General features: G+C 61.8%; 24 protein-coding genes and 1 tRNA gene. 7 read left to right on the top strand and 18 right to left on the bottom strand.

The features are described 5' to 3' along the window. The first annotated feature begins 3 nt into the window (after window positions 1-3). The 5 genes from ACT53S_RS16700 (at window position 4) to ACT53S_RS16680 (ending at window position 7721) form a co-directional block, all read left to right on the top strand. A complete protein-coding gene (locus ACT53S_RS16700) occupies window positions 4-2463 on the top strand; it encodes a beta-mannosidase (RefSeq protein ID WP_476067809.1) in 2460 nt (819 codons plus the stop codon). A 63-nt stretch (window positions 2464-2526) separates the two neighbouring features. Continuing rightward, window positions 2527-3288, top strand: a complete 762-nt coding sequence (locus ACT53S_RS16695) for a sugar phosphate isomerase/epimerase family protein (RefSeq protein ID WP_476067808.1) — start codon at window positions 2527-2529, stop codon at window positions 3286-3288. Window positions 3289-3315: 27 nt separating this feature from the next. Beyond that, on the top strand, window positions 3316-4449 hold the full coding sequence (locus ACT53S_RS16690; protein WP_476067807.1) for a Gfo/Idh/MocA family protein: 1134 nt from the start codon (window positions 3316-3318) through the stop codon (window positions 4447-4449). Window positions 4450-4651: 202 nt separating this feature from the next. After that, window positions 4652-5704, top strand: coding sequence for an L-glyceraldehyde 3-phosphate reductase (gene mgrA, locus ACT53S_RS16685; RefSeq protein WP_476067806.1), 1053 nt, complete (start codon window positions 4652-4654; stop codon window positions 5702-5704). A gap of 409 nt (window positions 5705-6113) precedes the next feature. Next, a complete protein-coding gene (locus ACT53S_RS16680; RefSeq protein ID WP_476067805.1) occupies window positions 6114-7721 on the top strand; it encodes a glycoside hydrolase family 43 protein in 1608 nt (535 codons plus the stop codon). A 3-nt stretch (window positions 7722-7724) separates the two neighbouring features. On the opposite strand, the gene ACT53S_RS16675 is transcribed toward ACT53S_RS16680, so the two are convergent. The 14 genes from ACT53S_RS16675 to ACT53S_RS16610 form a co-directional block, all read right to left on the bottom strand. Beyond that, window positions 7725-8666 carry a DMT family transporter gene (locus ACT53S_RS16675; RefSeq protein ID WP_476067804.1) on the bottom strand — a complete coding sequence of 314 codons (942 nt, stop codon included), beginning with the start codon at window positions 8664-8666 and terminating at the stop codon, window positions 7725-7727. Continuing rightward, the gene (locus ACT53S_RS16670) at window positions 8663-9259 is read right to left on the bottom strand and encodes a TetR/AcrR family transcriptional regulator (RefSeq protein WP_476067803.1); all 597 of its coding nucleotides are present in this window, start codon (window positions 9257-9259) and stop codon (window positions 8663-8665) included. The genes ACT53S_RS16675 and ACT53S_RS16670 overlap by 4 nt, the downstream gene beginning before the upstream one ends. Window positions 9260-9342: 83 nt before the next feature. Next, window positions 9343-10356, bottom strand: a complete 1014-nt coding sequence (locus tag ACT53S_RS16665; RefSeq protein WP_476067802.1) for a hypothetical protein — start codon at window positions 10354-10356, stop codon at window positions 9343-9345. Window positions 10357-10454: 98 nt separating this feature from the next. After that, complete coding sequence (fghA, locus tag ACT53S_RS16660; RefSeq protein ID WP_476067801.1) at window positions 10455-11288, bottom strand: S-formylglutathione hydrolase; 834 nt, start codon at window positions 11286-11288, stop codon at window positions 10455-10457. Between the two features lie 25 nt (window positions 11289-11313). Beyond that, the gene (locus ACT53S_RS16655) at window positions 11314-11958 is read right to left on the bottom strand and encodes a DUF1345 domain-containing protein (protein WP_476067800.1); all 645 of its coding nucleotides are present in this window, start codon (window positions 11956-11958) and stop codon (window positions 11314-11316) included. A 47-nt stretch (window positions 11959-12005) separates the two neighbouring features. Then, entirely contained in the window at window positions 12006-12452 is a 447-nt protein-coding gene (locus ACT53S_RS16650; protein WP_476067799.1) for a YaiI/YqxD family protein, read from the bottom strand. A 4-nt stretch (window positions 12453-12456) separates the two neighbouring features. Continuing rightward, complete coding sequence (locus ACT53S_RS16645) at window positions 12457-12633, bottom strand: type II toxin-antitoxin system RelE/ParE family toxin (RefSeq protein ID WP_476067798.1); 177 nt, start codon at window positions 12631-12633, stop codon at window positions 12457-12459. Next, the gene (locus tag ACT53S_RS16640) at window positions 12633-12755 is read right to left on the bottom strand and encodes a hypothetical protein (protein WP_476067797.1); all 123 of its coding nucleotides are present in this window, start codon (window positions 12753-12755) and stop codon (window positions 12633-12635) included. The genes ACT53S_RS16645 and ACT53S_RS16640 overlap by 1 nt, the downstream gene beginning before the upstream one ends. Before the next feature lie 3 nt (window positions 12756-12758). Then, window positions 12759-13010 (bottom strand): ribbon-helix-helix domain-containing protein, encoded by a 252-nt coding sequence (locus tag ACT53S_RS16635; RefSeq protein WP_476067796.1) that lies wholly within the window; start codon window positions 13008-13010, stop codon window positions 12759-12761. Between the two features lie 77 nt (window positions 13011-13087). Further along, window positions 13088-13540 carry a GNAT family N-acetyltransferase gene (locus ACT53S_RS16630; RefSeq protein ID WP_476067795.1) on the bottom strand — a complete coding sequence of 151 codons (453 nt, stop codon included), beginning with the start codon at window positions 13538-13540 and terminating at the stop codon, window positions 13088-13090. Further along, the gene (locus ACT53S_RS16625; protein WP_476067794.1) at window positions 13540-14667 is read right to left on the bottom strand and encodes an S-(hydroxymethyl)glutathione dehydrogenase/class III alcohol dehydrogenase; all 1128 of its coding nucleotides are present in this window, start codon (window positions 14665-14667) and stop codon (window positions 13540-13542) included. The genes ACT53S_RS16630 and ACT53S_RS16625 overlap by 1 nt, the downstream gene beginning before the upstream one ends. 100 nt (window positions 14668-14767) lie before the next feature. Then, window positions 14768-15385, bottom strand: coding sequence for a GNAT family N-acetyltransferase (locus tag ACT53S_RS16620; protein ID WP_476067793.1), 618 nt, complete (start codon window positions 15383-15385; stop codon window positions 14768-14770). 46 nt (window positions 15386-15431) lie between these two features. After that, window positions 15432-16703, bottom strand: coding sequence for a zinc metalloprotease (locus ACT53S_RS16615; RefSeq protein ID WP_476067792.1), 1272 nt, complete (start codon window positions 16701-16703; stop codon window positions 15432-15434). Window positions 16704-16811: 108 nt separating this feature from the next. Continuing rightward, window positions 16812-17744: a DMT family transporter gene (locus tag ACT53S_RS16610; RefSeq protein ID WP_476067791.1), complete on the bottom strand. Its 933-nt coding sequence runs from the start codon at window positions 17742-17744 to the stop codon at window positions 16812-16814. 327 nt (window positions 17745-18071) lie between these two features. On the opposite strand from ACT53S_RS16610, the gene ACT53S_RS16605 reads away from it, so the two are divergent. Then, window positions 18072-18509, top strand: coding sequence for a helix-turn-helix domain-containing protein (locus tag ACT53S_RS16605; RefSeq protein WP_476067790.1), 438 nt, complete (start codon window positions 18072-18074; stop codon window positions 18507-18509). Window positions 18510-18530: 21 nt separating this feature from the next. Here ACT53S_RS16605 and lipB read toward each other — a convergent pair whose 3' ends face one another. Further along, window positions 18531-19247, bottom strand: coding sequence for a lipoyl(octanoyl) transferase LipB (gene lipB, locus ACT53S_RS16600; RefSeq protein ID WP_476067789.1), 717 nt, complete (start codon window positions 19245-19247; stop codon window positions 18531-18533). A 212-nt stretch (window positions 19248-19459) separates the two neighbouring features. Between lipB and ACT53S_RS16595 the strand changes: the two genes are divergently transcribed. Then, window positions 19460-19544: transfer RNA gene (locus tag ACT53S_RS16595), tRNA-Leu, on the top strand. 146 nt (window positions 19545-19690) lie between these two features. Here ACT53S_RS16595 and ACT53S_RS16590 read toward each other — a convergent pair. The 3 genes from ACT53S_RS16590 to ACT53S_RS16580 all read right to left on the bottom strand — a co-directional run bounded on the left by ACT53S_RS16590 (window position 19691) and on the right by ACT53S_RS16580 (window position 21383). After that, a complete protein-coding gene (locus ACT53S_RS16590; protein WP_142068752.1) occupies window positions 19691-20035 on the bottom strand; it encodes a hypothetical protein in 345 nt (114 codons plus the stop codon). 281 nt (window positions 20036-20316) lie between these two features. Beyond that, on the bottom strand, window positions 20317-20817 hold the full coding sequence (locus tag ACT53S_RS16585; protein ID WP_476067788.1) for a BON domain-containing protein: 501 nt from the start codon (window positions 20815-20817) through the stop codon (window positions 20317-20319). Between the two features lie 71 nt (window positions 20818-20888). Beyond that, window positions 20889-21383: a peptide deformylase gene (locus ACT53S_RS16580; protein WP_476067787.1), complete on the bottom strand. Its 495-nt coding sequence runs from the start codon at window positions 21381-21383 to the stop codon at window positions 20889-20891. Between the last annotated feature and the right edge of the window lie 20 nt (window positions 21384-21403).

The following is a 21403-nucleotide window of genomic DNA, read 5'->3' as shown; positions in this document are numbered from 1 at the left end:
AGCATGAGCGAGACGGCAAGCGGCAGCGTCATCGACCTTCACGGGATGTGGGATATTTCCTCAGGCGAGGGGGATCATCAGGCCATGATGGCCGTGCCCGGCGATGTGCATTCCGCTCTTCATGCCGCCGGCGTTATTCCGGACCCCTATTTCGGCCGCAACGAGGAAGTCGTCCAATGGGTCGCCGAGCGCGACTGGTCGCTGTCGCGGCGCTTCGTCCTGCCGAATGTGTCTGGCTCGTGGTATCTCGACATCGACTATCTCGACACGGTCGCCGTCGTCTTCATCAACGACGTGCCGGTGCTCTCCGCCGACAATTGCTTCCGGCGCTATCGTCCCGATGTCAGCCATGCGCTGCAGCCGGGTGAAAACACGGTGCGCATCCACTTTCATTCCAACATCACCGCCGGCGCCGAACGTCAGGCGCGGCAGCCCTTTTACATTCCCTATTCGACCGGCAATTGCCCGATCCCGAACGGCAACATGCTGCGCAAGCCGCAATGCCATTTCGGCTGGGACTGGAATATCGCGATCGCCCCCTTCGGCGTTTACGGCACTCTGTCGCTGAAAAAGCTCGACCCCGCGCGCATCGAACATGTCGAGACCGAACAGGTTCATCACGCGGATGGTCGCGTCGATCTCAAGGTGACCGCGACGCTCTATGCCGCCGAGCCCGCCGTTGTGCCCCTGCATTTCGCGCTGGACGGTGACCGTGTGCGCCTCGACGTCGGTATTTCCGCCGGGGAGACGAAGGTCGTGCATGTCTTCGAAATCGAGAACCCGCGTCTCTGGTGGCCGGCCGGCTCCGGCGAGCAGGCGCTCTATGTGCTCACCGTCGATCTGCCCAGTGAAACCGTCACCCGCCAGATCGGCCTGCGCACAGTCGAGCTGCTGACCGATCCGGACGAGGCCGGCAGCCGCTTTGCGCTCAAGGTCAACGGCCGCGAGATCTTCTGCCGCGGCGCCAACTGGATCCCGGCGGATGCGCTGTTCTCGCGCTCGTCGGAGGAGAAGACGACCGATCTGCTGAACTCGGCCGTCGCCGCGCATATGAACATGATCCGCATATGGGGCGGTGGCTTCTACGAGGCCGACTGGTTCTACGACCTCTGCGACCGGCTCGGCCTGATGGTCTGGCAGGACTTCATGTTCGCCTGCAATCTCTACCCTTGCACGGACGACTTCCTCGACAATGTCGCCCTCGAGGTCGAATACCAGGTCAAGCGGCTCTCCAGCCATGCCTCCATCGTCATCTGGTGCGGTGACAATGAGCTCGTCGGTGCGCTTACCTGGTTCCCGGAATCCCGCGACAACCGCGACCGCTATCTGGTCGCCTATGATCGTCTGAACCGGGTGATCGAGCAGGGCGTCAAGAAGACCTTTCCCCAGGGTATCTGGTGGCCGTCGAGCCCAGCCTCCGGTTATCTCGATTATGGCGACGCCTGGCATGCCGATGGCTCCGGCGACATGCATTACTGGTCGGTCTGGCACGAGAACAAGAGTTTCGATAATTACCGAACCGTCAAACCGCGCTTCTGCTCGGAATTCGGTTTCCAGTCCTATACGTCGCTGCCGGTCATTGAGAGCTTTGCCGACAAGGCCGACATGAACATCGCCTCGCCCGTCATCGAGCTGCACCAGAAGAATGCCGGCGGCAATGAGCGCATTGCCGGCACCATGTTCCGCTATTTCCGCTTCCCCAAGGATTTCGCCAATTTCGTCTATCTGAGCCAGATCCAGCAGGGTCTCGCCATCAAGACAGCCGTCGAATACTGGCGGTCGCTGAAGCCCCATTGCATGGGGACGATCTACTGGCAGCTCAACGACACCTGGCCCGTCGCCTCCTGGTCCAGCCTGGATTACGGCGGCAACTGGAAGGCCATGCATTACATGGTGCGCCGGTTCTTCCAGCCGGTCGCCGTCGCGGCCATTCCGTCCGAGGACGGCACGACGATCGCGCTCTCCATGGTCAATGACACGCTCGATACCGTCACGATCGACGTCAACCTCTTCGTGCTGACGCTGTCAGGTGAGCGCATTCCGCTAAAGAGCGTGCAGGGCGATTGCGGCCCTGACGCCGCTGACGTTCTGGTGACGCTCGATGCCAGCGAAATCCCTGCCGACGGTCTGCTTGCTTGGAGCTTCATCGCTTCAAATGGCATGAGCGGGGAGGGGCATTTCCTCAACGGTACCTACAAAGCGCTCGATCTCGAACCGTCACGGCTTGAAACGACTGTTAACCCGACCGCAGACGGTGGCTTCGAAATCACGGTCACGGCCCATGGGCTTGCACTCTTCGTCATGCTCGAAAGCGCGACTGCCGGTCGCTATTCCGACAACGCCTTCGACCTTTCGGCCGGCGAGAGCCGCCGCATCGTCTTTACGCCCGAGACCGCTCTGCCCGCCGGCACCGTACCCAATTTCCGGATCTACGATCTCTACACCTGCCAGTCGGCGGACTGACAGCCATCATATCCAAGGCCCTGGGCGCCCGATCCAGTGCCAAACGAGGAGGAGACTACCCCCATGACCACGCTCGGCTTCCAGCTTTACAGCGCCCGCAATTTCCAGCCCTTCAGCGGCATCTATCCGAAGCTTCAGGCTGCCGGCTACGGTGAAGTCGAGGGTTATGGCGCTCTCTATGCTTCGCTCGCCGATGGCGAACTCGATGCTTTTCGCAAGGAGCTAGACCAGAACAACCTCACCATGCCGACGGCCCATTTCGGCCTCGACATGATCGAGACCGATCCGACCCGTGTGATCAAGATCGCCAAGACGCTCGGCATCGAGGCCGTCTACTGCCCCTATCTGATGCCCGATCAGCGCCCGACGGATGCGAGCGGCTGGTTCGCCTTCGGTCAGCGCCTGCAGGCCGCCGGCAAGCCGCTGCGCGATGCCGGCCTCGTCTTCGGCTGGCACAATCACGACTTCGAATTCGCGGCGCTTCCCGACGGATCCACACCGCAGGAACAGATCTTCGCCGGGGGTCCTGAACTCGACTGGGAAGCCGATATCGCCTGGGTCATCCGCGGCAAGGCTGATCCCTTCGCCTGGATCGAAAGCTACGGCAAGCGCATCAGCGCCGTGCACGTAAAGGACATCGCACCGGCTGGCGAGAACACCGACGAAGATGGCTGGGCGGATGTCGGCCACGGCACGGTCGACTGGAAGGGCCTGATCGCGGCGCTGAAGAGCACCCGCGTCAAGCATTTCGTCGTCGAGCACGACAATCCGAAAGACATTGACCGGCTGATCACCCGCTCGATCGCCGCCTTCAACACCTATTGAACCCATCGCAGCAAGCAGGACATATCCATGGCACGCGAACTCGGCGTCGGCATCATCGGATGCGGCAATATCTCCACTACCTATTTTTCGCTGGCGCCGCTGTTTCGCGGGCTGAAGGTCGTCGCCTGCGCCGACATCAATCCGGCAGCCGCCGAAGCCCGGGCCGCCGAATATGGCGTCAAGGCACAGACCATCGATGAACTTCTGGCCAATGACGAGGTCGACATCGTCGTCAACCTGACGATCCCGGATGCGCATTATCCGGTTTCCAAGCGCATCCTCGAAGCCGGCAAGCACGTCTATTCGGAAAAGCCGCTGGTGCTCTCGCTCGAACAGGGTGAAGACCTGCGGGCGATTGCCAAGGCCAAGGGTCTGTCGGTCGGCTGCGCGCCGGATACCTTCCTTGGCGGTGCGCATCAGCTGGCGCGGGCCTATATCGACAAGGGCGGCATCGGTCGGGTCACCTCCGGCACCTGCCATGTCATGAGCCCCGGCATGGAGATGTGGCACCCAAACCCGGACTTCTTCTTCCTGCCCGGCGGCGGCCCGATCCTCGACCTCGGCCCATACTATATCGCCAACCTGATCAACCTGATCGGCCCGGTGAAGCGCGTCGCTGCTCTCACCTCGATGGCCAACGATACCCGCACGATCACCAGCCAGCCGCGCAATGGGGAGACGATCCCGGTCAAGACCCCCACCAACATTCATGCGCTCTTGGAATTCCAGAACGGCGCGACGATCACGCTGTCCGCCAGCTGGGACGTCTGGAGCCATCGCCACGCCAATATGGAACTCTACGGCACCGAAGGCTCGCTCTACGTGCCGGACCCGAACTTCTTTGGCGGTGTCGTCGAGGCCTCCGGTCGCGACAAGAACATCCAGCCGCTGGAAGCCTGGGATCATCCCTTCGGCATCAACAACCAGGAAAGCCCGCAAGGTCCGCGGGCGAATTACCGCACGGCCGGCCTTGCCGACATGGCGGTCGCGATCCTCGAAGGTCGAGACGCCCGCTGCTCGCTGGAGCGCACCCTGCACGGCGTCGACGTCATGGTGTCCATCCTGAAGTCCGGCGAGACGGGCGAATTCGTAACCCTGTCGACAACTTGCACCCAACCGGCGGCTCTGGGTATCGACGAAGCGCAGGCTCTGCTTCGCTAGAACCCCTCCCCAACCCCTCCCCACGAGGGGGAGGGGCTTTTCGACGCCTGCCTCTGGGATTCTTCGCCGCCTCCGCTAAGTTGCGGCTGGCGGAAACTGGGAGGCATCCCCGATCAGTCTCCCCCCTTGTGGGGGAGATGGCCGGCAGGCCAGAGGGGGTCTTTGCATCCGCCGAGCACATGCATTCGGGAGAGAACCATCCATGACCTATACCCCCGCCGAAAACCGCTATGAGCGGATGACCTATAATCGCTGCGGCAAGAGCGGGCTGAAGTTGCCGGCGATCTCGCTGGGGCTCTGGCACAATTTCGGCCATGATACGCCGCATGCCACCAAGCGGGCGATCTGCCAGAGGGCCTTCGACCTTGGCATCACCCATTTCGACCTCGCCAACAATTACGGCCCGCCTCCCGGCTCGGCCGAGGAAGCCTTCGGCGAGATCCTGCGCACCGACTTCCGCGGTTACCGCGACGAGCTGATCATCTCCTCCAAGGCCGGCTACAACATGTGGCCCGGCCCCTACGGCGAATGGGGCAGCCGCAAATACATCATCGCCTCCTGCGACCAGAGCCTGAAGCGCATGGGCCTCGACTATGTCGACATCTTCTATTCGCACCGCTTCGATCCCGACACGCCGCTCGAGGAAACCTGCGGCGCGCTCGATCACATCGTGCGATCGGGCAGGGCGCAATATGTCGGCATTTCCTCCTACAATTCGAAGCGCACCCGCGAAGCTTACGAGATCCTGAAGAGCCTGGGCACGCCGCTTCTCATCCACCAGCCCAGCTATTCGATGATCAATCGCTGGATCGAGGAAGACGGGCTCATCGACACGCTGGGAGAACTCGGCGTCGGCTCGATCGTCTTCTCGCCGCTCGCCCAGGGGATGCTCACCTCGAAATACCTGAACGGTATTCCGGAAGGTACCCGCGCGGCGCAGGACAAGTCGCTCGACCCCAATTTCCTCAACGAGCGCAATCTCGAGAATATCCGGGGCTTGAACCGTATCGCCGAGAAGCGCGGCCAGACGCTGGCGCAGATGGCGCTGTCCTGGGTGCTGCGCGGCGGCCACATCACGACGGCGCTGATCGGTGCGTCGAAGCCTTCTCAGGTGGAGGATTGCGTCAAGGCCATCGAGACGCCCGACTTTACGCCAGAAGAACTCGCCGAAATCGACGTCTTCGCCAAGGATGCCGACATCAACCTCTGGGCAGCCTCTGCGGAGCGCAAGGGCCCGCCGCGGAAGAAGAAGTAACGAAGCACCCTCCCCTTGAGGGGGAGGGTCGGAGCGCAGCTCCGGGGTGGGGTGACGTGCAAAAGGTTGGCTTCATCTGCCAACTCCAAACTCGCGGAAATCACCCCCACCCGCCGCTTCGCGACGACCTCCCCCCTCAAGGGGGAGGTGGTACAGCGGCCAGCGACCCATCTCCCCCCTTGCGGGGGAGAAGTCCCGCTGGGGAAGAGAAATGAAACTGGGGATACCCCCCTCTGTCGGCTACGCCGACATCTCCCCCTCAAGGGGGGAGATTGCCGGAAAATCCGAATGGCGCCTCAAGTCAAGGGTCGGCAGCGGTCGTGCTCGCGGGGTCGATCTCCCCCCCCTTGAGGGGGAGATGGCCGGCAGGCCAGAGGGGGTAGCCTCGCGCATCGTTTGGAGAAACACCATGATCATCAACCCCATCCTGCCGGGCTTCAATCCGGATCCCTCGATCTGCCGTGTGGGCGAGGACTACTATATCGCCACCTCCACCTTCGAATGGTATCCGGGCGTGCAGATCCATCATTCGCGCGATCTGGTGAACTGGGAGCTCGTCACCCGCCCGCTGAACCGCGCAAGCCAGCTCGATATGCGCGGCAACCCGGATAGCTGCGGCGTCTGGGCGCCGTGCCTGTCTTACGCCGACGGCCTCTTCTGGCTCGTCTATACCGACGTCAAACGCTTCGAAGGCTCTTTCAAGGACGCGCACAACTACATCGTCACGGCGCCTTCCATTGAAGGCCCCTGGTCCGATCCGATCTACGTAAATTCCTCCGGCTTCGACCCGTCGCTTTTCCATGATGACGACGGGCGCAAGTGGTTCCTTAACATGCAGTGGAACCACCGCCCCGAGGCGCGCAACACGATCGGCCATGCGAAGTTCGACGGCATCCTCCTGCAGGAATGGGACCCGAAGACGAAGAAGCTCGTCGGCCCGATCAAGAACATCTTCGAAGGCAGCAAACAGGGCCTGGTCGAAGGCCCGCATCTCTTCAAGCGCAATGGCTGGTATTACATGACCACAGCCGAAGGCGGCACCGGCTACGACCATGTCGTGACCATGGCCCGCGCGCGGTCGATCGAGGGTCCCTATGAGATGCACCCGAACACGCATCTCATCACCTCGAAGGACAATCCGGAAGCCGTGCTGCAACGCGCCGGCCACGGACAATATGTCGAAACGCCTGACGGCCAGGTCTACCACACCCATCTCTGCGGCCGACCCCTGCCGCCCAAACGCCGCTGCACGCTGGGCCGCGAAACGGGTCTCCAGAAATGCGTCTGGAAGGAAGACGGCTGGCTTTATCTCGAACAGGGCGGTGTCGTGCCATCCGTCGAGGTGCCTGCACCTCATGGCGCAGTCAAACGCGAAGAACCGGTCGAGATCGTCAGGACGTTCGACAGCGCAGACTTACCTATGGAATTCCAGTGGCTGCGCACGCCGCATCCGGAGCGCCTGTTCAGCCTGACCGAGCGGGCAGGGCGCTTGCGTCTCTTCGGCCGCGAAAGCATCGGCTCATGGTTCGAACAGTCGCTGGTCGCCCGTCGCCAGGAGCATCACCGCTTCCGCGCCGAAACGCGGCTGGAATTTGCGCCCGAAACCTATCAGCAGGTCGCTGGCCTCACCCATTACTACAATCGCTACAAGTTCCACGCGCTCGGCGTTTCCACCGACGAAAAGCTCGGCCGCTCGCTGATCATACTGTCCTGCCCCGGCAGTTACCCCTCCGGTGATCTCACCTTCCCCATCGGCATGGGCCAGTCGATCCCCGATGGTGCCATCGATCTCGCCATGGAGGTCACGGACAACGACCTGCAATTCTTCTGGCGGATCGCGGGTGAGGGCGCTTGGCAGGCCGTCGGCCCCGTCCTCGATGCCGGCGTCGTCTCCGACGAAGGCGGTTTTGGCGAACACGGATCCTTCACCGGCGCCTTTGCCGGCATGTTGTGCTTCGACATCACGGGACGCGGCAAGGCGGCGGATTTCGAGCGGTTCGTCTATCGGTGGGGGTGATCGTCAGAACCCGCCGCCGGTTCCCCGTGCGGACTGCTGCTGCGCCCGCGCCACGATAATGACGCCCGCGAGCGAGACAGCGAGCCCGAGGGCCATCGAGGCCGAGAGCGGTTCGCCGAATATCATCCATGCCCAGATCATCGTGACCGGCGGGCTGAGATAGACCACCGACGTGACGCGTGCCGGAGACGAGCGTCTGAGCGCTAGGTAGTAGAGGGACCACGAGCCGAGAGTCGCGACGATGGCCAGCCAGAGCACCCCGCCGATGAAGCCGGCATTCATGACGGGGAGGACGCCGCCTTCGTGCCAGGCAAAGAGAGAGAAGATCGCGGCCGCTGAAAGGCACTGGATGCACAGGCTCTGGTGTACCGGCATGCCGATGCTCGGGCTGCGCTTCTGCAGCAGCGTCGCCACTGCCAGGGACAGTGTGCCGAGCACAGGCAGGGCATAGGCCCAGAGCGCCACATTGCCGAGTGCGAGGGAATGTGCCGAGGCAATGAGCACACCGGCAAAGCCGATCATCGAGCCGATCCACTGCCGCCCCGTCAGGGCCTGTCCGAGGATCGGCCAGGATAGCAATGCGACCGCGAGCGGCAGCATGTCGGTGATCAGGGCCACGAGACCCGTCGGCACCCCGAAAGCAATCGCCAGAGCGAAACCCGCGAGATAGCCGGACATCGCGAGTGCACCGAACAGGATCTGCGGCCAGATATTGCGCCAGCGCAACGGCGGGCCGAAGAGAAGGGCGGCCGGCAGAAGCAGTAACCCCGAGATAAGGCTTCGCCAGAGCAGGATCAGGAAGATCGGTGCATGATCGCTGGCGAAACGCACGCCGATGAAGCCGGCGCTCCAGGTGACGATCAATCCGGCTTCGAGGAGGAGAAGAAGGGCGAGCGCCCTATAACGGGAGGAGGAGTTTTCGGCGCGTGCAGCAATCTCGGTCATCCGCGGGCCGCTCTGCTCTTCAATTCCTTCAGCAACGATACCGCGATCCGCCGGGCCGTCTTCAGCCGCGCGTCGTGACCGTCAAGTCCTGCCCGCGCCATTGCCCCTTCGAGGACGAAGGAGAGGTGTTCGGCAGCCTCGTTGACGCGGTCCATGTCGTCCGGAACGATCTCCTGGAGATAGCGTCGGAACAGACGCTCCACCTCTGCCTTTTGGAAGGAGACGATCTCGCGGGCCGGATCTCCGGCCGAGAGTTCCGCTGCGGCATTGAGGAGCCCGCAGCCGCGGAATCCCCACTCATAGGCGAGACCGGCGTAACCGACATAGGAATCGAATACGGCGAGGACGCGTTCTTCCGGCGTGGAAGCGGATGCGAGGGCTTCCGTCAGTCGCTGCTGCCATTCGTCGAGCCGGTTCTGCAGATAGGCCTGAACGAGGTCCGCCTTCGAGGCGAAGTTGTTATAAAGGCTCATTTTTGCGACGCCGGCGCGGGCCGTGATCGTATCGATCCCCGTCGCGCCGACACCGTGGGCGTAAAACAATTCCGCCGCCGCTCGCAACAGGCGTTCCCGCGCAGTTCCCGCATCCGTCATTTCGCTAGACCTCGTTTAGGTAGACAGTTCTACCTAGTGGCCGGCGAGGTCAAGAGGATGACGAAAAGCTGAACCCATCGACGTCAGCCGGTCTCGAGCCAGTCGGCCAGGCGTCCGCCCACGGCCTGATGCATCAGGTAGCCGTAAAGGTCGTGCGGGTTGGATGTCAGCCTGCCGTGTTTGACATCCTCGTAATGCCAGCAGTTGAAGATCTGCGTGTCGGTGATGGATCGCGGACGCCCTGCGGCCGGCATCTTGCGATAGATCGGCGCTATCTTTTCCACATGGGCGACGAAGTCGTCCTGAGCGTAAAAGTTGGACCACTCGGTCACGAGGTGGAGCGGATATTTCTCCGCCTCGACGTAACGTCCGTCGAGGAGATTTCGGCGGACCCCGTCTTCGCCCAGGGGATTGCCGATCGTCAGCCACAGGCTCACCGGGTTTTTCTTGTCCCGCAGGGCCGCATATTCGCTCGTATGGGCATATTTCCACAGCACGTCGTAGGAGATCATGCATCCCATGCTGTGTGCCACCAGGCATATATCATCCCCCGCCGCGAGAGCCGGGGCCAGGATCTCCCCGAGCCGGCCACGGATCTCCGAACCGATGTCGTGCGACGTGAGATAGGCGCCGAGATCAGCGGTGGCTTTGTCGATCGCCCATTTGTTGAGGATGCCTCCCGTGAAGAGGCTACCGATGAGGCTGACCATGTCCGACGCATCGTCCAGCATTCGCAGGTCGTCTGCATTTTTCAAAAGTTCGGTATAGGTCCTCTTGTCGAAGGTCTTCAGCCGGTCGGTGAGCGCGAAAGCCTCTTGCAGCGGTTCTGCCGGGAAAACTTTCCGGCCGGTTTCCGGATCTGTCTCGGTCAGTTTGGCGGCTTCGTTCTTGCTCTTCTCCGCCAGGATGGCGTTGCTGATGTCGCCGAAATAGCAGAATGAGAATTTGACCTCGTCGCTCTCGAAGATCGTTTTTGCCGCCCCTCGGTTCGCCCGTGCCAGCCCGCTGCCGATGGCACGTCGCGACAAATCGATCATGGCGTCCCGTGACGGCTTGATGGCGCGGCCATGGATGAGAACCAGATGCTTCTTGCTCATGTCTTCCACCCTCCCCAGAAACAGGGAGGATGATACACGCATTGCAGGTAATTTGAACAGGCTACGCCTTGGATCGCCAATCCGGGGCTAAGTTTGGTTCACCCCAGCCGTTCCGCATGCCACCTCAAATGATCGTCCATGAAGGTCGAGATGAAGTAGTAAGAGTGGTCGTAGCGCTCATGCATGCGCAGCGTCAGGCCGATATCCGTTCCCTTGACCGCCGCCTCGAACTTCCACGGCGCGAGGCCTGTCTCCAGGAAGCTGTCGGCCTTGCCCTGGTCCACAAGGAATTCCGGGAAGCGGGCGCCGTCCTCGACCAGCGCGCAGGCATCGTATTCCCGCCACTTGGCGCGGTCGGCACCGAGATATTTTTCAAACGCATCCTGCGTCCAGTCGGCGGTCAGCGGATTGACGATCGGGGCGAAGGCCGAGCAGCTCTTGAAGCGGTCGGGGTTCTTCAGTGCAATCGTGATGGCGCCATGGCCGCCCATGGAATGGCCGAAAATGCCCTGGCGGTCCATGTCGGCGCGGAACTGCTCGGCGATGAGCGCCGGCAATTCCTCGGTGATATAGGAATACATCTGGAAATGCTCGGCCCAGGGCTTTTCCGTGGCATTCAGGTACATGCCCGCACCCTTGCCCATCTTCCAGTTGGTCAGTTCGTCCGGCACGTCATTGCCGCGCGGGCTCGTGTCCGGGCACACCACGATCAGGCCGAGCTCGGCGGCCATGCGGCGGTATTCGCCCTTTTCCATCACATTGGCATGGGTGCAAGTCAGCCCCGAGAGATACCACAGCACCGGTCGCTTCTCGGCGATTGCCTGGGGCGGAACGAAGACGGCGAAGGTCATCTCGGTGCCGGTCGCTTCCGACTGATGCGAGAAGACGCCCTGCATGCCGCCGAAGGCGGTGTTCTGGGAGAGGATGTTCATAGGCAAGGTCCTTGTCTGCAGAGGTTCAGCCGGCGAGCGACACGGCCGCGTTGACAGCGGCCGCGATCAGCACGGTGTTGAAGAAGTAGGAGATCGTGGCGTGCACGAGGTTCAGCTTGCGCATCGCGGTTGAGGTTATCACAACGTCCGAGGTCTGCGCGGTCATGCCGATGACCAGCGAAAAATAGAGAAAATCATGGCCGCAGGGGTCCGGCGTGTCCGGAAACTCCAGGCCGCCGCGCCTGCCATTTTCTTTCGCGCGGGAGGGGCGCCAATAGACATGGGCGTAGTGCATCGCGGCCATGGTGTGGATCGTCAGCCAGCCGAGCACGACGGCGGCAACGGCAAGCGCCAGCTCAGCCACACCTGCCTGCTGTTCCCGGTTCAGAGCCAGGAAGAGTGCGCCGATCGCGGCCACGATCGCAAGCGTTGTAACGCCGAGAATGACGAAGGCCGGAGCATCCGCGACATCCGCGCGTTGCTTCAGATAAGCCGGCGTCAGGCGCCTCAACCTCAGAAAGGACAGCGTGAGATAGGCGGCGAAAAACAGAATGGCTGGCAGCTCGATGGTGACATCCGGCTCATAGATCACGACAAAGGGCAGGGTAGTGAGCGCAATCACACCCGCCACCATGAAGGAGCGATAACGGTGATCGAGAACGGAATTCATCAGATTTTTCAAAGCGTCGTGCCGCCCTGCTGGCCGTTGAACGGGCCCTACTTCTTGATCCGGCGGCAGAGCCTGTCAAGCGTTTCAAGGAAACCCGAACGGTCGCGCGGCGAAAAGGCGGCATTGTAGCCCTTGCTTTCGCCGGTCTCGCGGAGATGTGCCCCAAGGTCGCGCATGGCCGTCGCCATGCCGATATTGGCGGTGTCGAAAATCCGGCCCGTCGGCCCGGTGACCAGCGCGCCCGCCGCCACGCAACGCCCGGCCAGCGGCACATCGGCGGTGACGACGATGTCACCCTCGCCACAGCGCTCCGCAATCCAGTCATCCGCCGCATCGAAGGCGCCGGAGACGATGACATTCTTGACCATCGGGTCGCGCGAGGGGCGAAGGCCTGAATTGGCGACAAAGGTCACCGGCAGATCATGCCGCTCGGCGACTTTCAGGATCTCCGGCTTCACCGGACAGGCATCGGCATCGACATAGATTTCGGGCATCGGATCAGTCGTCAAAGAATCTGCGATAGTCCCGTGCCGCATGCAGGAGACGGATGAGCTCTATACCGTCCCCGGTGTCGAGTGGCTGATAGATAATCAGGTATCGGCGGAAGGGGAAGAGGCGCATAGCCGGGTATCTCTGGAAACGTTGCGCGCCGAGTAGGGGCCATTCCGCCAGCATCACGTACGTTCTTCGAGTTCGCGTAACAGTCGCTCGGCGGCCGCTTCGTTGTCGGCAGCGACAAATCTCCAGACAGCATTGAGATCCTCGACGAACAGCGGTCGTCGCCGGATCCGGGCCATGGCTCAACGCCGCTCGCGAAACATGGAGATGAGTTCCTCCGCAGTTTCCATGTCGGCCGCTGGGCCGCTCTCCAGTCCCCGAGCGGCTTCATCTTCCAGTTCAGATAAAAACTGCGCTGCCTCGGCCTCGCGCTGCTCAAGCAGATCGAGGCTATAGCCAATGACGTCCCTCGTTGAGCTGAACCGACCCGATTCCACCAAGCGCTCGACCAGAGCTGCCTGTCTGTTGTCCAATACAATACGGTCATGCTTCATGACGTCAACTCCCGGAGATTAAAGCAGTCTAGCATGACTACGCATAACCAGCCATCTGTCGAAAAGGCCGTGAAAACCTATCCCCGCCGCAGCATGTCCACATGCGGAATCCCATCCTCCAGATACTCCTCCGAGATCACCTCGAAGCCGAGCGATCCATAGAACTTCTGCAGATGGCTCTGCGCCGAAATCTCGATCGGCTCTGCCGGATAGAATTTCTCCACCTCTGCAATCGCCTCTCGCATCAACGCTTCGCCCAGCCGCTTGCCGCGATGGTTTGGCGAGACCGCTACGCGTCCGATCCGGGGATGATGCTCCGGTGTCGGACGCCAAAGCCGGGCACAGGCCAACAATTCGCCATCCATCAGCAGCCTGAGATGCAGGCAGTCGACATCGTTTCCGTCCAGTTCCGGATAGGGGCAGTGCTGCTCGACGACGAAAACATCGACGCGCAGCTTCAGCATCGCATAGAGATCGACGGCGGAGAACTCGTCGAGCCTCCGCACGTCGACCGTGTAAGGCGCAGACATCAATAGACCACGACGCCGCGGATCGATTCACCCTTGTGCATCATATCGAAGCCCTTGTTGATGTCTTCGAGCGGCATGGTGTGGGTGATCATCGGGTCGATCTGGATCTTGCCCTCCATGTACCAGTCGACGATCTTCGGCACATCGGTGCGGCCACGCGCACCGCCGAAGGCCGTGCCCATCCACTGGCGCCCGGTCACAAGCTGGAACGGACGGGTGGAGATTTCCTGGCCGGCGCCGGCAACCCCGATGATGACCGACTTGCCCCAGCCGCGATGGGCCGATTCGAGCGCCTGGCGCATCACCTTGGTGTTGCCGGTGCAGTCGAAGGTGTAGTCGGCGCCGCCGATCAGGTCGCCGTTGCGCTTGGTCATGTTGACGAGGTAGGGCACGATGTCGTCGCCGACTTCCTTCGGGTTGACGAAATGCGTCATGCCGAATTTTTCGCCCCAGGCCTTACGATCCGGATTGATGTCGACGCCGATGATCATGTCGGCGCCGGCGAGCCTGAGACCCTGCAGCACGTTCAGACCAATGCCGCCGAGGCCGAAGACGATCGCGGTCGAGCCGATCTCGACCTTTGCCGTGTTGATGACGGCGCCCACGCCGGTCGTAACGCCGCAGCCGATGTAGCAGATCTTGTCGAAGGGCGCGTCGGGGTTGACCTTGGCAACCGCGATTTCCGGCAGAACGGTGTAATTCGCGAAGGTCGAGCAGCCCATGTAGTGGTGGATCCTGTCCTTGCCGATCGAGAATCGGCTCGTGCCATCCGGCATCAGACCCTGACCCTGGGTCGAGCGGATTGCGGTGCACAGGTTGGTCTTTCGCGAAAGGCAGGAATAACATTCGCGGCATTCCGGCGTGTAGAGCGGAATGACATGGTCGCCCTTCTTCACTGAGGTCACGCCCGGGCCGACATCGACGACGATGCCCGCACCCTCATGGCCGAGGATCGCCGGAAACAGGCCTTCCGGATCGGCGCCCGAGAGGGTGAAATCATCGGTGTGACAGATCCCCGTGGCCTTGACCTCGATCAGCACTTCGCCGGCGCGCGGGCCTTCCAGCTGAACGGTCATGACCTCAAGCGGCTTCCCAGCCTGCACGGCAACGGCGGCGCGAACATCCATGGTCTTTCTCCCTGACAAATCGTTGGTCGCGACTTTTGCACGGCTTCGCCATCCGGCTCAAGGGCCGAGCCGGATTTTCTCAAAAGTCTGATTTTTCTCGTTATTCGCTTCTGAGGACCGGATGGTGCCGGCCGGCATCCGCCCGCAGCTTCCCGGTCTGGCGGGGGTCCTCGAAGATCTCGACCATGCGCTTGTAGGGTGTGAATCCGGAGCGCTGGTAGAAGGCGAGGGCGGCCGGATGGTCGAGATGGCAGGTGTGGACCCAGAATCGCGAAATGGGTTTCTCCCAGGCCTTGTCGATTGCGACATTCATCAGGATGCGCCCGGCGCCCGTCCCGATCAGGCTCTCGTCAAGGCCGAAGAAGGCCAGTTCGCATTGCCCGGCCTCGCGGAAATCGAGTTCCAGTAGACCGAGATTTTCACCGTCACGCGCCATGACGTAAATCTCGACCGCGGGATCCGTGATGATGGCGTCGAGCTTGTCATCATCCATCACGGCGCGTGATACCCAGAGCCAGTCCTCGCCGACACGGCGATAGAGGGCACGGTATTCATCGAGTGTGGGGGAGGCCCAGCGCTCGACCACCAGGTCCTGTGCCGGCGGGTTTGACCGTGGCACCGGTTTTGCGGTCATCTCGAGGCATGTCACGATCGTCGCGAGCATGGTCGAGGGAATGTCGTGAAAGCCGGCGGGCAGGGGGGTGCTGTGCGTATCCATGAGCACTTCTTGACGCGGCTGACCGAGAGGTGTCAAGCACGCCACCTCAGCCGAAGAGCCGTCCACAGGCATAGATGACGGCATAGGAATGCATGGCGAGGGCTGCATAATAGCCGAAACCCGTCATCAGCCGTTCTGCCGGTGTCATGGCGACCAGTTCGTCGCGGGGCTTGGCACCCTTGGTGCGGATGAGACTGAGCAGGGTGAACAGGCACAGACCGACGATCAAGGTGACCGGCGAGAGGCCGATCCGCCAACCGGTCCACAATACTACCCCGGTCACACCGAAGCTCGCCAGTGCCAGCAGTGTCTGGTTTTCGAAAACCTGCCGCAGCACCTGACCGCCGTCGAATCGGTATGTCGGCAGCAGATTGAGCAGGTTGAAGGCGCCGAGAATGACGAGGAAGATCAGGATCGGCGCTTCCGTGCCGGCCGCATGGGGCAGGCCGAGCACGGCTTCGTGGGCCGTCACGAGAACCGGAACCAGGAACGCCGAAACGCCGGCACCCATCAGAGCACAGGTCGCCACTTCAAACAGCGTGTTATACGGTCGTCCACCGACGGCAATGCCGCCCAGCAGGGGCACGAAGATCATGCGTGCGCTCGGATGGCCGAATGCGCGATAGGCGATCATGTGGCCGAGTTCGTGCAGCACGATCACCAGTGTCAGGAAGACCGACATCATCAGTCCGGCGCTGTCGAAGCCAAAGAAAGGCCAAAGCAGCAGCGTCGAAAGAACGACCAGCAGCGTCTGCCACAGCGGATGTTCGAGATGGCCGATGGCCGAGCTTTGCCTGCCCTCCACGTGATCCCGCAGCGCTGTCAGTTCCCGGCGGAGAACAAAGAAGCGGAAAAGATAGAAGGCGAGCCCCCGATAGGTGTCCGTCTGTTCGATCGTCACGAGACTGCCGGTCGGCAGGCGTTCGACCGTGCGCCGCTCGCTGAACCCCTCCCAGAAATTCTGGTCCAGCGTGCTGTCTGCCACCACCCGGAGTTCGCAGGAATAGCTGCCGCCTGCCGTCATGGACGCGCGGTCAACCGCCATGGTGCGGCGGCTCGGACGGCCATGGCGATCGGGATGACGAAACGCAAATTCGACAAGATCCGGATGCCCCTCGACCGGGGTCACCTCGATCACGCTCGGATGCCATGCCGTCAGGTCACCCGCCGGGCGGGTGATGTTCCAGACGTCTTCCGCGCGCTCGCGCACCGTCTGGCGCACACGCAGGGTCCGCCGGCCAAGCGGGGCCGCCATCAGCAGCCACAAGAGGCCGAGATTGACGGCAAGCAGAAAAGCTGCGGCTTGATGCGTCGCCAAATGCCCGTCTCCCGATTGCCTGAAGAGCTGTCAATCTAGGGGCGCCGCGTTAGAATGCGGTTTAGATATTGCTTAAAAAGCCGGCGATCTTGACGTGCAGTCGGCCCATCAGGGAACAGGCTCCGGAGGGCTTGCATCGGCCGCGCGGTTGCGTTCGCGCCAGAGGATGAAGAGACCGGAGCCAACGATGATGAGGATACCCAGCCATTTCGACAGCGTCGGAAATTCGTCGAAGAGAACGTACCCCAGAATGACGGCGGCGATGATCTCGAAATACTGGAACGGGGCAAGCACCGAGAGCGGCGCCATGCGAAAGGCCCTGACCACAAGCAGGTGGATATAGCCCGAGATCGCGCCGAGCAGGATCAGCAGAACCCAGGCCAGCGGCGATGTCGGCAGTGAGACGGCAAAATCCGGGTCGCCGAGGCCTGTTCCCGCGATAAGCGCCAGGCCCATAAACAGCGTGCCGCCGAAACCGGCCATGGTCTGCATGGTCATCGGCGAATCGGCTTCTCCGATGGCCCGGTTGAGGAACATGTAGAGCGCGTAGAGAAAGGCGCAGGCGACGGGCAAGAGTGCCGTCAAGCCAAAGATGCGGTAACTAGGCTGGATCACGATCATCGCGCCGCCGAATCCGACGGCAATGGCCAGCCAGCGGCGCCAGCCGACCTTCTCTTTGAGAAAAACGGCGGAAAGAGCCGTCAGAACGAATGGCTCGACAAAGTAGATGGCAAACACATCCGCGAGCGGCATATATTTGACCGCCATGAAGAACATCAGGCTCGCTGCGCCGTGAATTGCGCCGCGCAGGAGATTGACCCAGGGCCGTTTGGCCGACAGGGCGCTCCGCCCGTTCAACAGCAGCAGGAGCGGTAACACCGAGAGCAACTGGAAGAAGAAGCGGTAGAAGGTGACCTGGCCGGGCGACATGCCCTCGACAGTCGCCATGTATTTGGCAATTGCATCCATGATCGGCAGGATCAGCATGCAATTGGCCATGAGGACCATGCCACGAACGGCATTGGGGGGTGTGGGCGCCATGGAGGGGCTTCTGGCTCGGATGTGCGGTTGGGGTACTACAGCAGGAGACGCCACCAAGCACAGCCCGTCCTTGCGATCAAGGCTTTGCGGCCCATCGGGTCGGGGGGCCGAAAAAACGTTCCACGGTCAAAATTTTCAGGAACAATCTCGAGCTGTCCGCGTTTCAGGCTGTTGATGCCGCCGCAGGATCCCCGGTTCTGCGGCGGTTTCACGCATGTTCTTGGCGCGGCGACGGCGATCAGTCCCGAATTTTTGCGATATCCTGCGATCGGGATGCGAGAATGAGGGCCGGCGGCCATCGGCGGGCCTTTGAAGAGGAGATGGCCGATGAGCGCCCGCAGAATTTTCGCCCGCATGACTGATTCGAGTGACGACACCCTGGGTGGGCGCCTGTCTGTCGCGCGCGACACCGCTGGTCTGTCTCTGGCAGATGTCGCCAACCGAGTCGGGGTTCGCAAGGAGAGCCTTCTCTCCTGGGAGGCGGATCGGGCGGAACCGCGTCCTTCGCGACTGATCGATCTCGCCGGCATCCTGGGCGTTTCACCGATGTGGCTGATGACGGGCGTCGGCTCCGGGCCGGTCGAAGAAACCACTGACCTGCCGCTGGAGGCGCTCCGGCTGCAATTGCAGCGTCTGACCGATGCGCATCAGGAATGCGGCCGTCTCATCGCCGATCTCAGCCGGCAGATCGATCGCTACGAGGCAAAGAATGCCGGCGAAGGCGGTGGCCGCGATCTCGACGGACCCGTGATGGGGCGGGCCTGAGACGGAAAGCCTATTCCCGTCTCAGACGTCGGCGACCGTCGGGCCGAACACGTCTTCAAACGCCTCGCGCAGCCGCATGTCGACATCCGCCATCATGACGGGAAGCCCGAGGTCGACGAGACTGGTGACGCCATAGGCGGAGATGCCGCAGGGGACGATGCCTGAGAAGTGGCCGAGATCCGGCTCCACATTGATCGACAGGCCGTGAAAGCTCACCCATTTGCGCAGCCGGATACCGAGGGCGGCGATCTTGTCTTCAGCCATGGAGCCATCGGGCAGCCGCGGACGTTCGGGCCGGCGGACCCAGACGCCGACCCGGTCTTCCCGTCGTTCGCCCTTCACGTTCATCGCCGCGAGCGTACGGATCACCACTTCCTCAAGGGCGGCGACATAGGCACGCACGTCCTGGCGCCGCCGTTTCAGATCGAGCATGACATAGGCGACGCGCTGGCCGGGGCCATGATAGGTGTATTCTCCACCGCGCCCGGTGGCAAAGACCGGGAATCGGTCCGGCTCGATCAGATCCTTGGAATCAGCACTCGTGCCGGCCGTATAGAGCGGCGGATGTTCCACCAGCCAGACGAGTTCATCCGCATCTCCATCGGCAATCAGTCCGACCTGCTGCTCCATTTCGGCGACGGCTTCGTCATAACCGGTCAAACCGTCGGAAACCCGCCAACGGACGGGAGGACAGTCGTCGCGAGCAAACATTTTGTGGTCGAGATCGGTGCGCTGCATGGAAATCCGCCTTCAGGGGCAAGGGCCGAAAAGCCTTGTTTTCCTTTTACTTGGCAAGAAAGAAGCCGCAGTTCAAGGGCGCTCCGGCCTCGCCTTCCGCAGGGTTATCCACCGCCCGTCGCGATTTTTCAAAAATCTGTCATGGCGGGCTTGTGGACCCGGAATGCTTTTGCTACATGCACCCCCGCCGGAGCAATTCGGCCTACCACGATGCGGTCGTGGCGGAATTGGTAGACGCGCAGCGTTGAGGTCGCTGTGGGGCAACCCGTGGAAGTTCGAGTCTTCTCGACCGCACCAAAAAAACCCGGCGCTTGCGCCGGGTTTTTTGTTTTCATCTCTCGGTTGACGACTGCAAAATCAGCGCGGCGTTGAATGATGTAGTCATGTCAAACGAGGATGGCGCAACATCCGCACCGCTCGCCTTTCTTAGGTCAGTTCGGCGTTCACTTGTTCCAGGTCATGGAGGTGGGTTTGCCGTTGGACAGCTTGATCGTCACCGGCCCCATCGTGCCGGAATTGCCGCCGGAGGACCAGCGACCGCCGGTGCACTTGATTGCCTTTTCCGTCGCGGTGCATCCGGTATGTGTGCCCTTGGTCGGGTATTTCTTCTCGTGTTTGTAGCTGCTCGTGGCGCTCTTGCCGTTGAATGCCACGCAGACGTTGCTGGCGTTGTTCGTGGTGCTGACGCAGGTCTTCCCGAACTTGATGTCCTTGCTGTAGCTGGGCGGCGCCCACAGGATGCCTGATGTAGAAATTGCGGTGGCGATGATAATGTTCAGAGTTCGCATATAATTTTCCGTCGTTAATCGCGCCGATTGCGCAATTTCTGATTACACCGATATAGATCCGGAGTCATGAGACGGTTTTGTTAAAGTCAAAGATGGTTTTGTCGCGTTGTCGATCGCAACTGTACTGCGATCGGTGGCGGTGCCGTTCCGACAATATTTGGGTGCCGTATTTCTCGTTATGCCGGATTGTAGGGGGGCGTCGGTGCGGACCGAAAGCCGTCACGCCCTGATGCAAAAACCCGGCGTCACGCCGGGTTTTTCACGATCGCGATCTTGGTATGTCAGGCATCAGCATCCGGAATATGGCTATCGACGCCCAATGTAGTGATAAAGTTCTTCACGTTGCTCACACCTGCAACACTCAGCACCTTCAGTTCGATCATCCGCCGCTCCTCGGCAGTGTCGACAGCGCCGCGCAACGTCACGACATGGCCGTCGACATGCACGTCCAGGCCGGTCAGCACGCTGTCGTTGAACTCTTCGAGTGCTTCGGCGATGTCCGATTCGAGCTGGTCGTCGTCCTCGCGGCCCTCGGTGGTCGGCAACACGGTGGCGGCCGGCACCGGCTCAAGGCCGTCGGCGCCAACGTCATCGATGCGGAAGCCCTGGTTGCGGTCCTGGTCGAAATTGGCACTGGTCTCGCCATAGCCGCGATTGGCAACGGGGGCGGCCGTCGCGCCTTCCCCGTCCGCATAGGGCCAGCCGTCGGCGATGTTGCGCTGATCATCGTCGCGGAATTCTTCTTCGGTGGAAAAATCGGTCTTGCGGTCGTCCTTGGCCATGGCGTGGGTCCTTCCATCTTGGAGATGACGGATCAACGCCGGGGCTCAGTTTTTGTTCGGTGCCGCCGATGTCAGCGGCCAGTCTTTTCCCATTTCTTCAACAGGCGCTCGCGTTTCAACCGGGACAGACGCTGTATCCAGAAGATGCCGTCGAGCTGGTCGATCTCGTGCTGCAGGCAGATGGCGGGAAAGCCGTCGAAATCCTCCGTCATGGTGCTTCCATCGGCCATCTGGTAGCGCAGGGAGATGGCGCGCGGGCGCGTCACCTCTTCGGTGAAACCCGGCATGGAGACGCTGCCTTCGACATGGGTCATGGTTTCGCCGCTCGCCTGCAGGATCTGCGGATTGACGAAGTCGCGCCGTCCGCCGAGTTCGGGCAGGTCGAGGACCACGAGGCGCTCGAAGATGCCGCAATGGGCTGCGGTGATGCCGACACCCGGTGCGGCCTTCATCGTCTGGTAGAGCGCGTCGAGCCGTTTGGCGAGAGCGGCGTCGAAGCGGGTGACGGCCGCGCACGGCGTTTTGAGGGCAGGGTGGGGATAGCGGCAGATGGCAAGCAGTGTCACGGGCTCGGGCTTTCGAAGGC

This window comes from Allorhizobium sp. DMC15, assembly GCF_056314065.1.
This window is presented reverse-complemented; position numbering and strand designations above follow the sequence as displayed.

Coding starts and splice junctions, on each gene's coding strand:
- ACT53S_RS16700 (WP_476067809.1), top strand. CDS start 4: ATGAGCGAGACGGCAAGCGGCAGCGTCATCGACCTTCACGGGATGTGG.
- ACT53S_RS16695 (WP_476067808.1), top strand. CDS start 2,527: ATGACCACGCTCGGCTTCCAGCTTTACAGCGCCCGCAATTTCCAGCCC.
- ACT53S_RS16690 (WP_476067807.1), top strand. CDS start 3,316: ATGGCACGCGAACTCGGCGTCGGCATCATCGGATGCGGCAATATCTCC.
- mgrA (WP_476067806.1), top strand. CDS start 4,652: ATGACCTATACCCCCGCCGAAAACCGCTATGAGCGGATGACCTATAAT.
- ACT53S_RS16680 (WP_476067805.1), top strand. CDS start 6,114: ATGATCATCAACCCCATCCTGCCGGGCTTCAATCCGGATCCCTCGATC.
- ACT53S_RS16675 (WP_476067804.1), bottom strand. CDS start 8,666: ATGACCGAGATTGCTGCACGCGCCGAAAACTCCTCCTCCCGTTATAGG.
- ACT53S_RS16670 (WP_476067803.1), bottom strand. CDS start 9,259: ATGACGGATGCGGGAACTGCGCGGGAACGCCTGTTGCGAGCGGCGGCG.
- ACT53S_RS16665 (WP_476067802.1), bottom strand. CDS start 10,356: ATGAGCAAGAAGCATCTGGTTCTCATCCATGGCCGCGCCATCAAGCCG.
- fghA (WP_476067801.1), bottom strand. CDS start 11,288: ATGAACATCCTCTCCCAGAACACCGCCTTCGGCGGCATGCAGGGCGTC.
- ACT53S_RS16655 (WP_476067800.1), bottom strand. CDS start 11,958: ATGAATTCCGTTCTCGATCACCGTTATCGCTCCTTCATGGTGGCGGGT.
- ACT53S_RS16650 (WP_476067799.1), bottom strand. CDS start 12,452: ATGCCCGAAATCTATGTCGATGCCGATGCCTGTCCGGTGAAGCCGGAG.
- ACT53S_RS16645 (WP_476067798.1), bottom strand. CDS start 12,633: ATGCTGGCGGAATGGCCCCTACTCGGCGCGCAACGTTTCCAGAGATAC.
- ACT53S_RS16640 (WP_476067797.1), bottom strand. CDS start 12,755: ATGGCCCGGATCCGGCGACGACCGCTGTTCGTCGAGGATCTCAATGCT.
- ACT53S_RS16635 (WP_476067796.1), bottom strand. CDS start 13,010: ATGAAGCATGACCGTATTGTATTGGACAACAGACAGGCAGCTCTGGTC.
- ACT53S_RS16630 (WP_476067795.1), bottom strand. CDS start 13,540: ATGTCTGCGCCTTACACGGTCGACGTGCGGAGGCTCGACGAGTTCTCC.
- ACT53S_RS16625 (WP_476067794.1), bottom strand. CDS start 14,667: ATGGATGTTCGCGCCGCCGTTGCCGTGCAGGCTGGGAAGCCGCTTGAG.
- ACT53S_RS16620 (WP_476067793.1), bottom strand. CDS start 15,385: ATGGATACGCACAGCACCCCCCTGCCCGCCGGCTTTCACGACATTCCC.
- ACT53S_RS16610 (WP_476067791.1), bottom strand. CDS start 17,744: ATGGCGCCCACACCCCCCAATGCCGTTCGTGGCATGGTCCTCATGGCC.
- ACT53S_RS16605 (WP_476067790.1), top strand. CDS start 18,072: ATGAGCGCCCGCAGAATTTTCGCCCGCATGACTGATTCGAGTGACGAC.
- lipB (WP_476067789.1), bottom strand. CDS start 19,247: ATGCAGCGCACCGATCTCGACCACAAAATGTTTGCTCGCGACGACTGT.
- ACT53S_RS16590 (WP_142068752.1), bottom strand. CDS start 20,035: ATGCGAACTCTGAACATTATCATCGCCACCGCAATTTCTACATCAGGC.
- ACT53S_RS16585 (WP_476067788.1), bottom strand. CDS start 20,817: ATGGCCAAGGACGACCGCAAGACCGATTTTTCCACCGAAGAAGAATTC.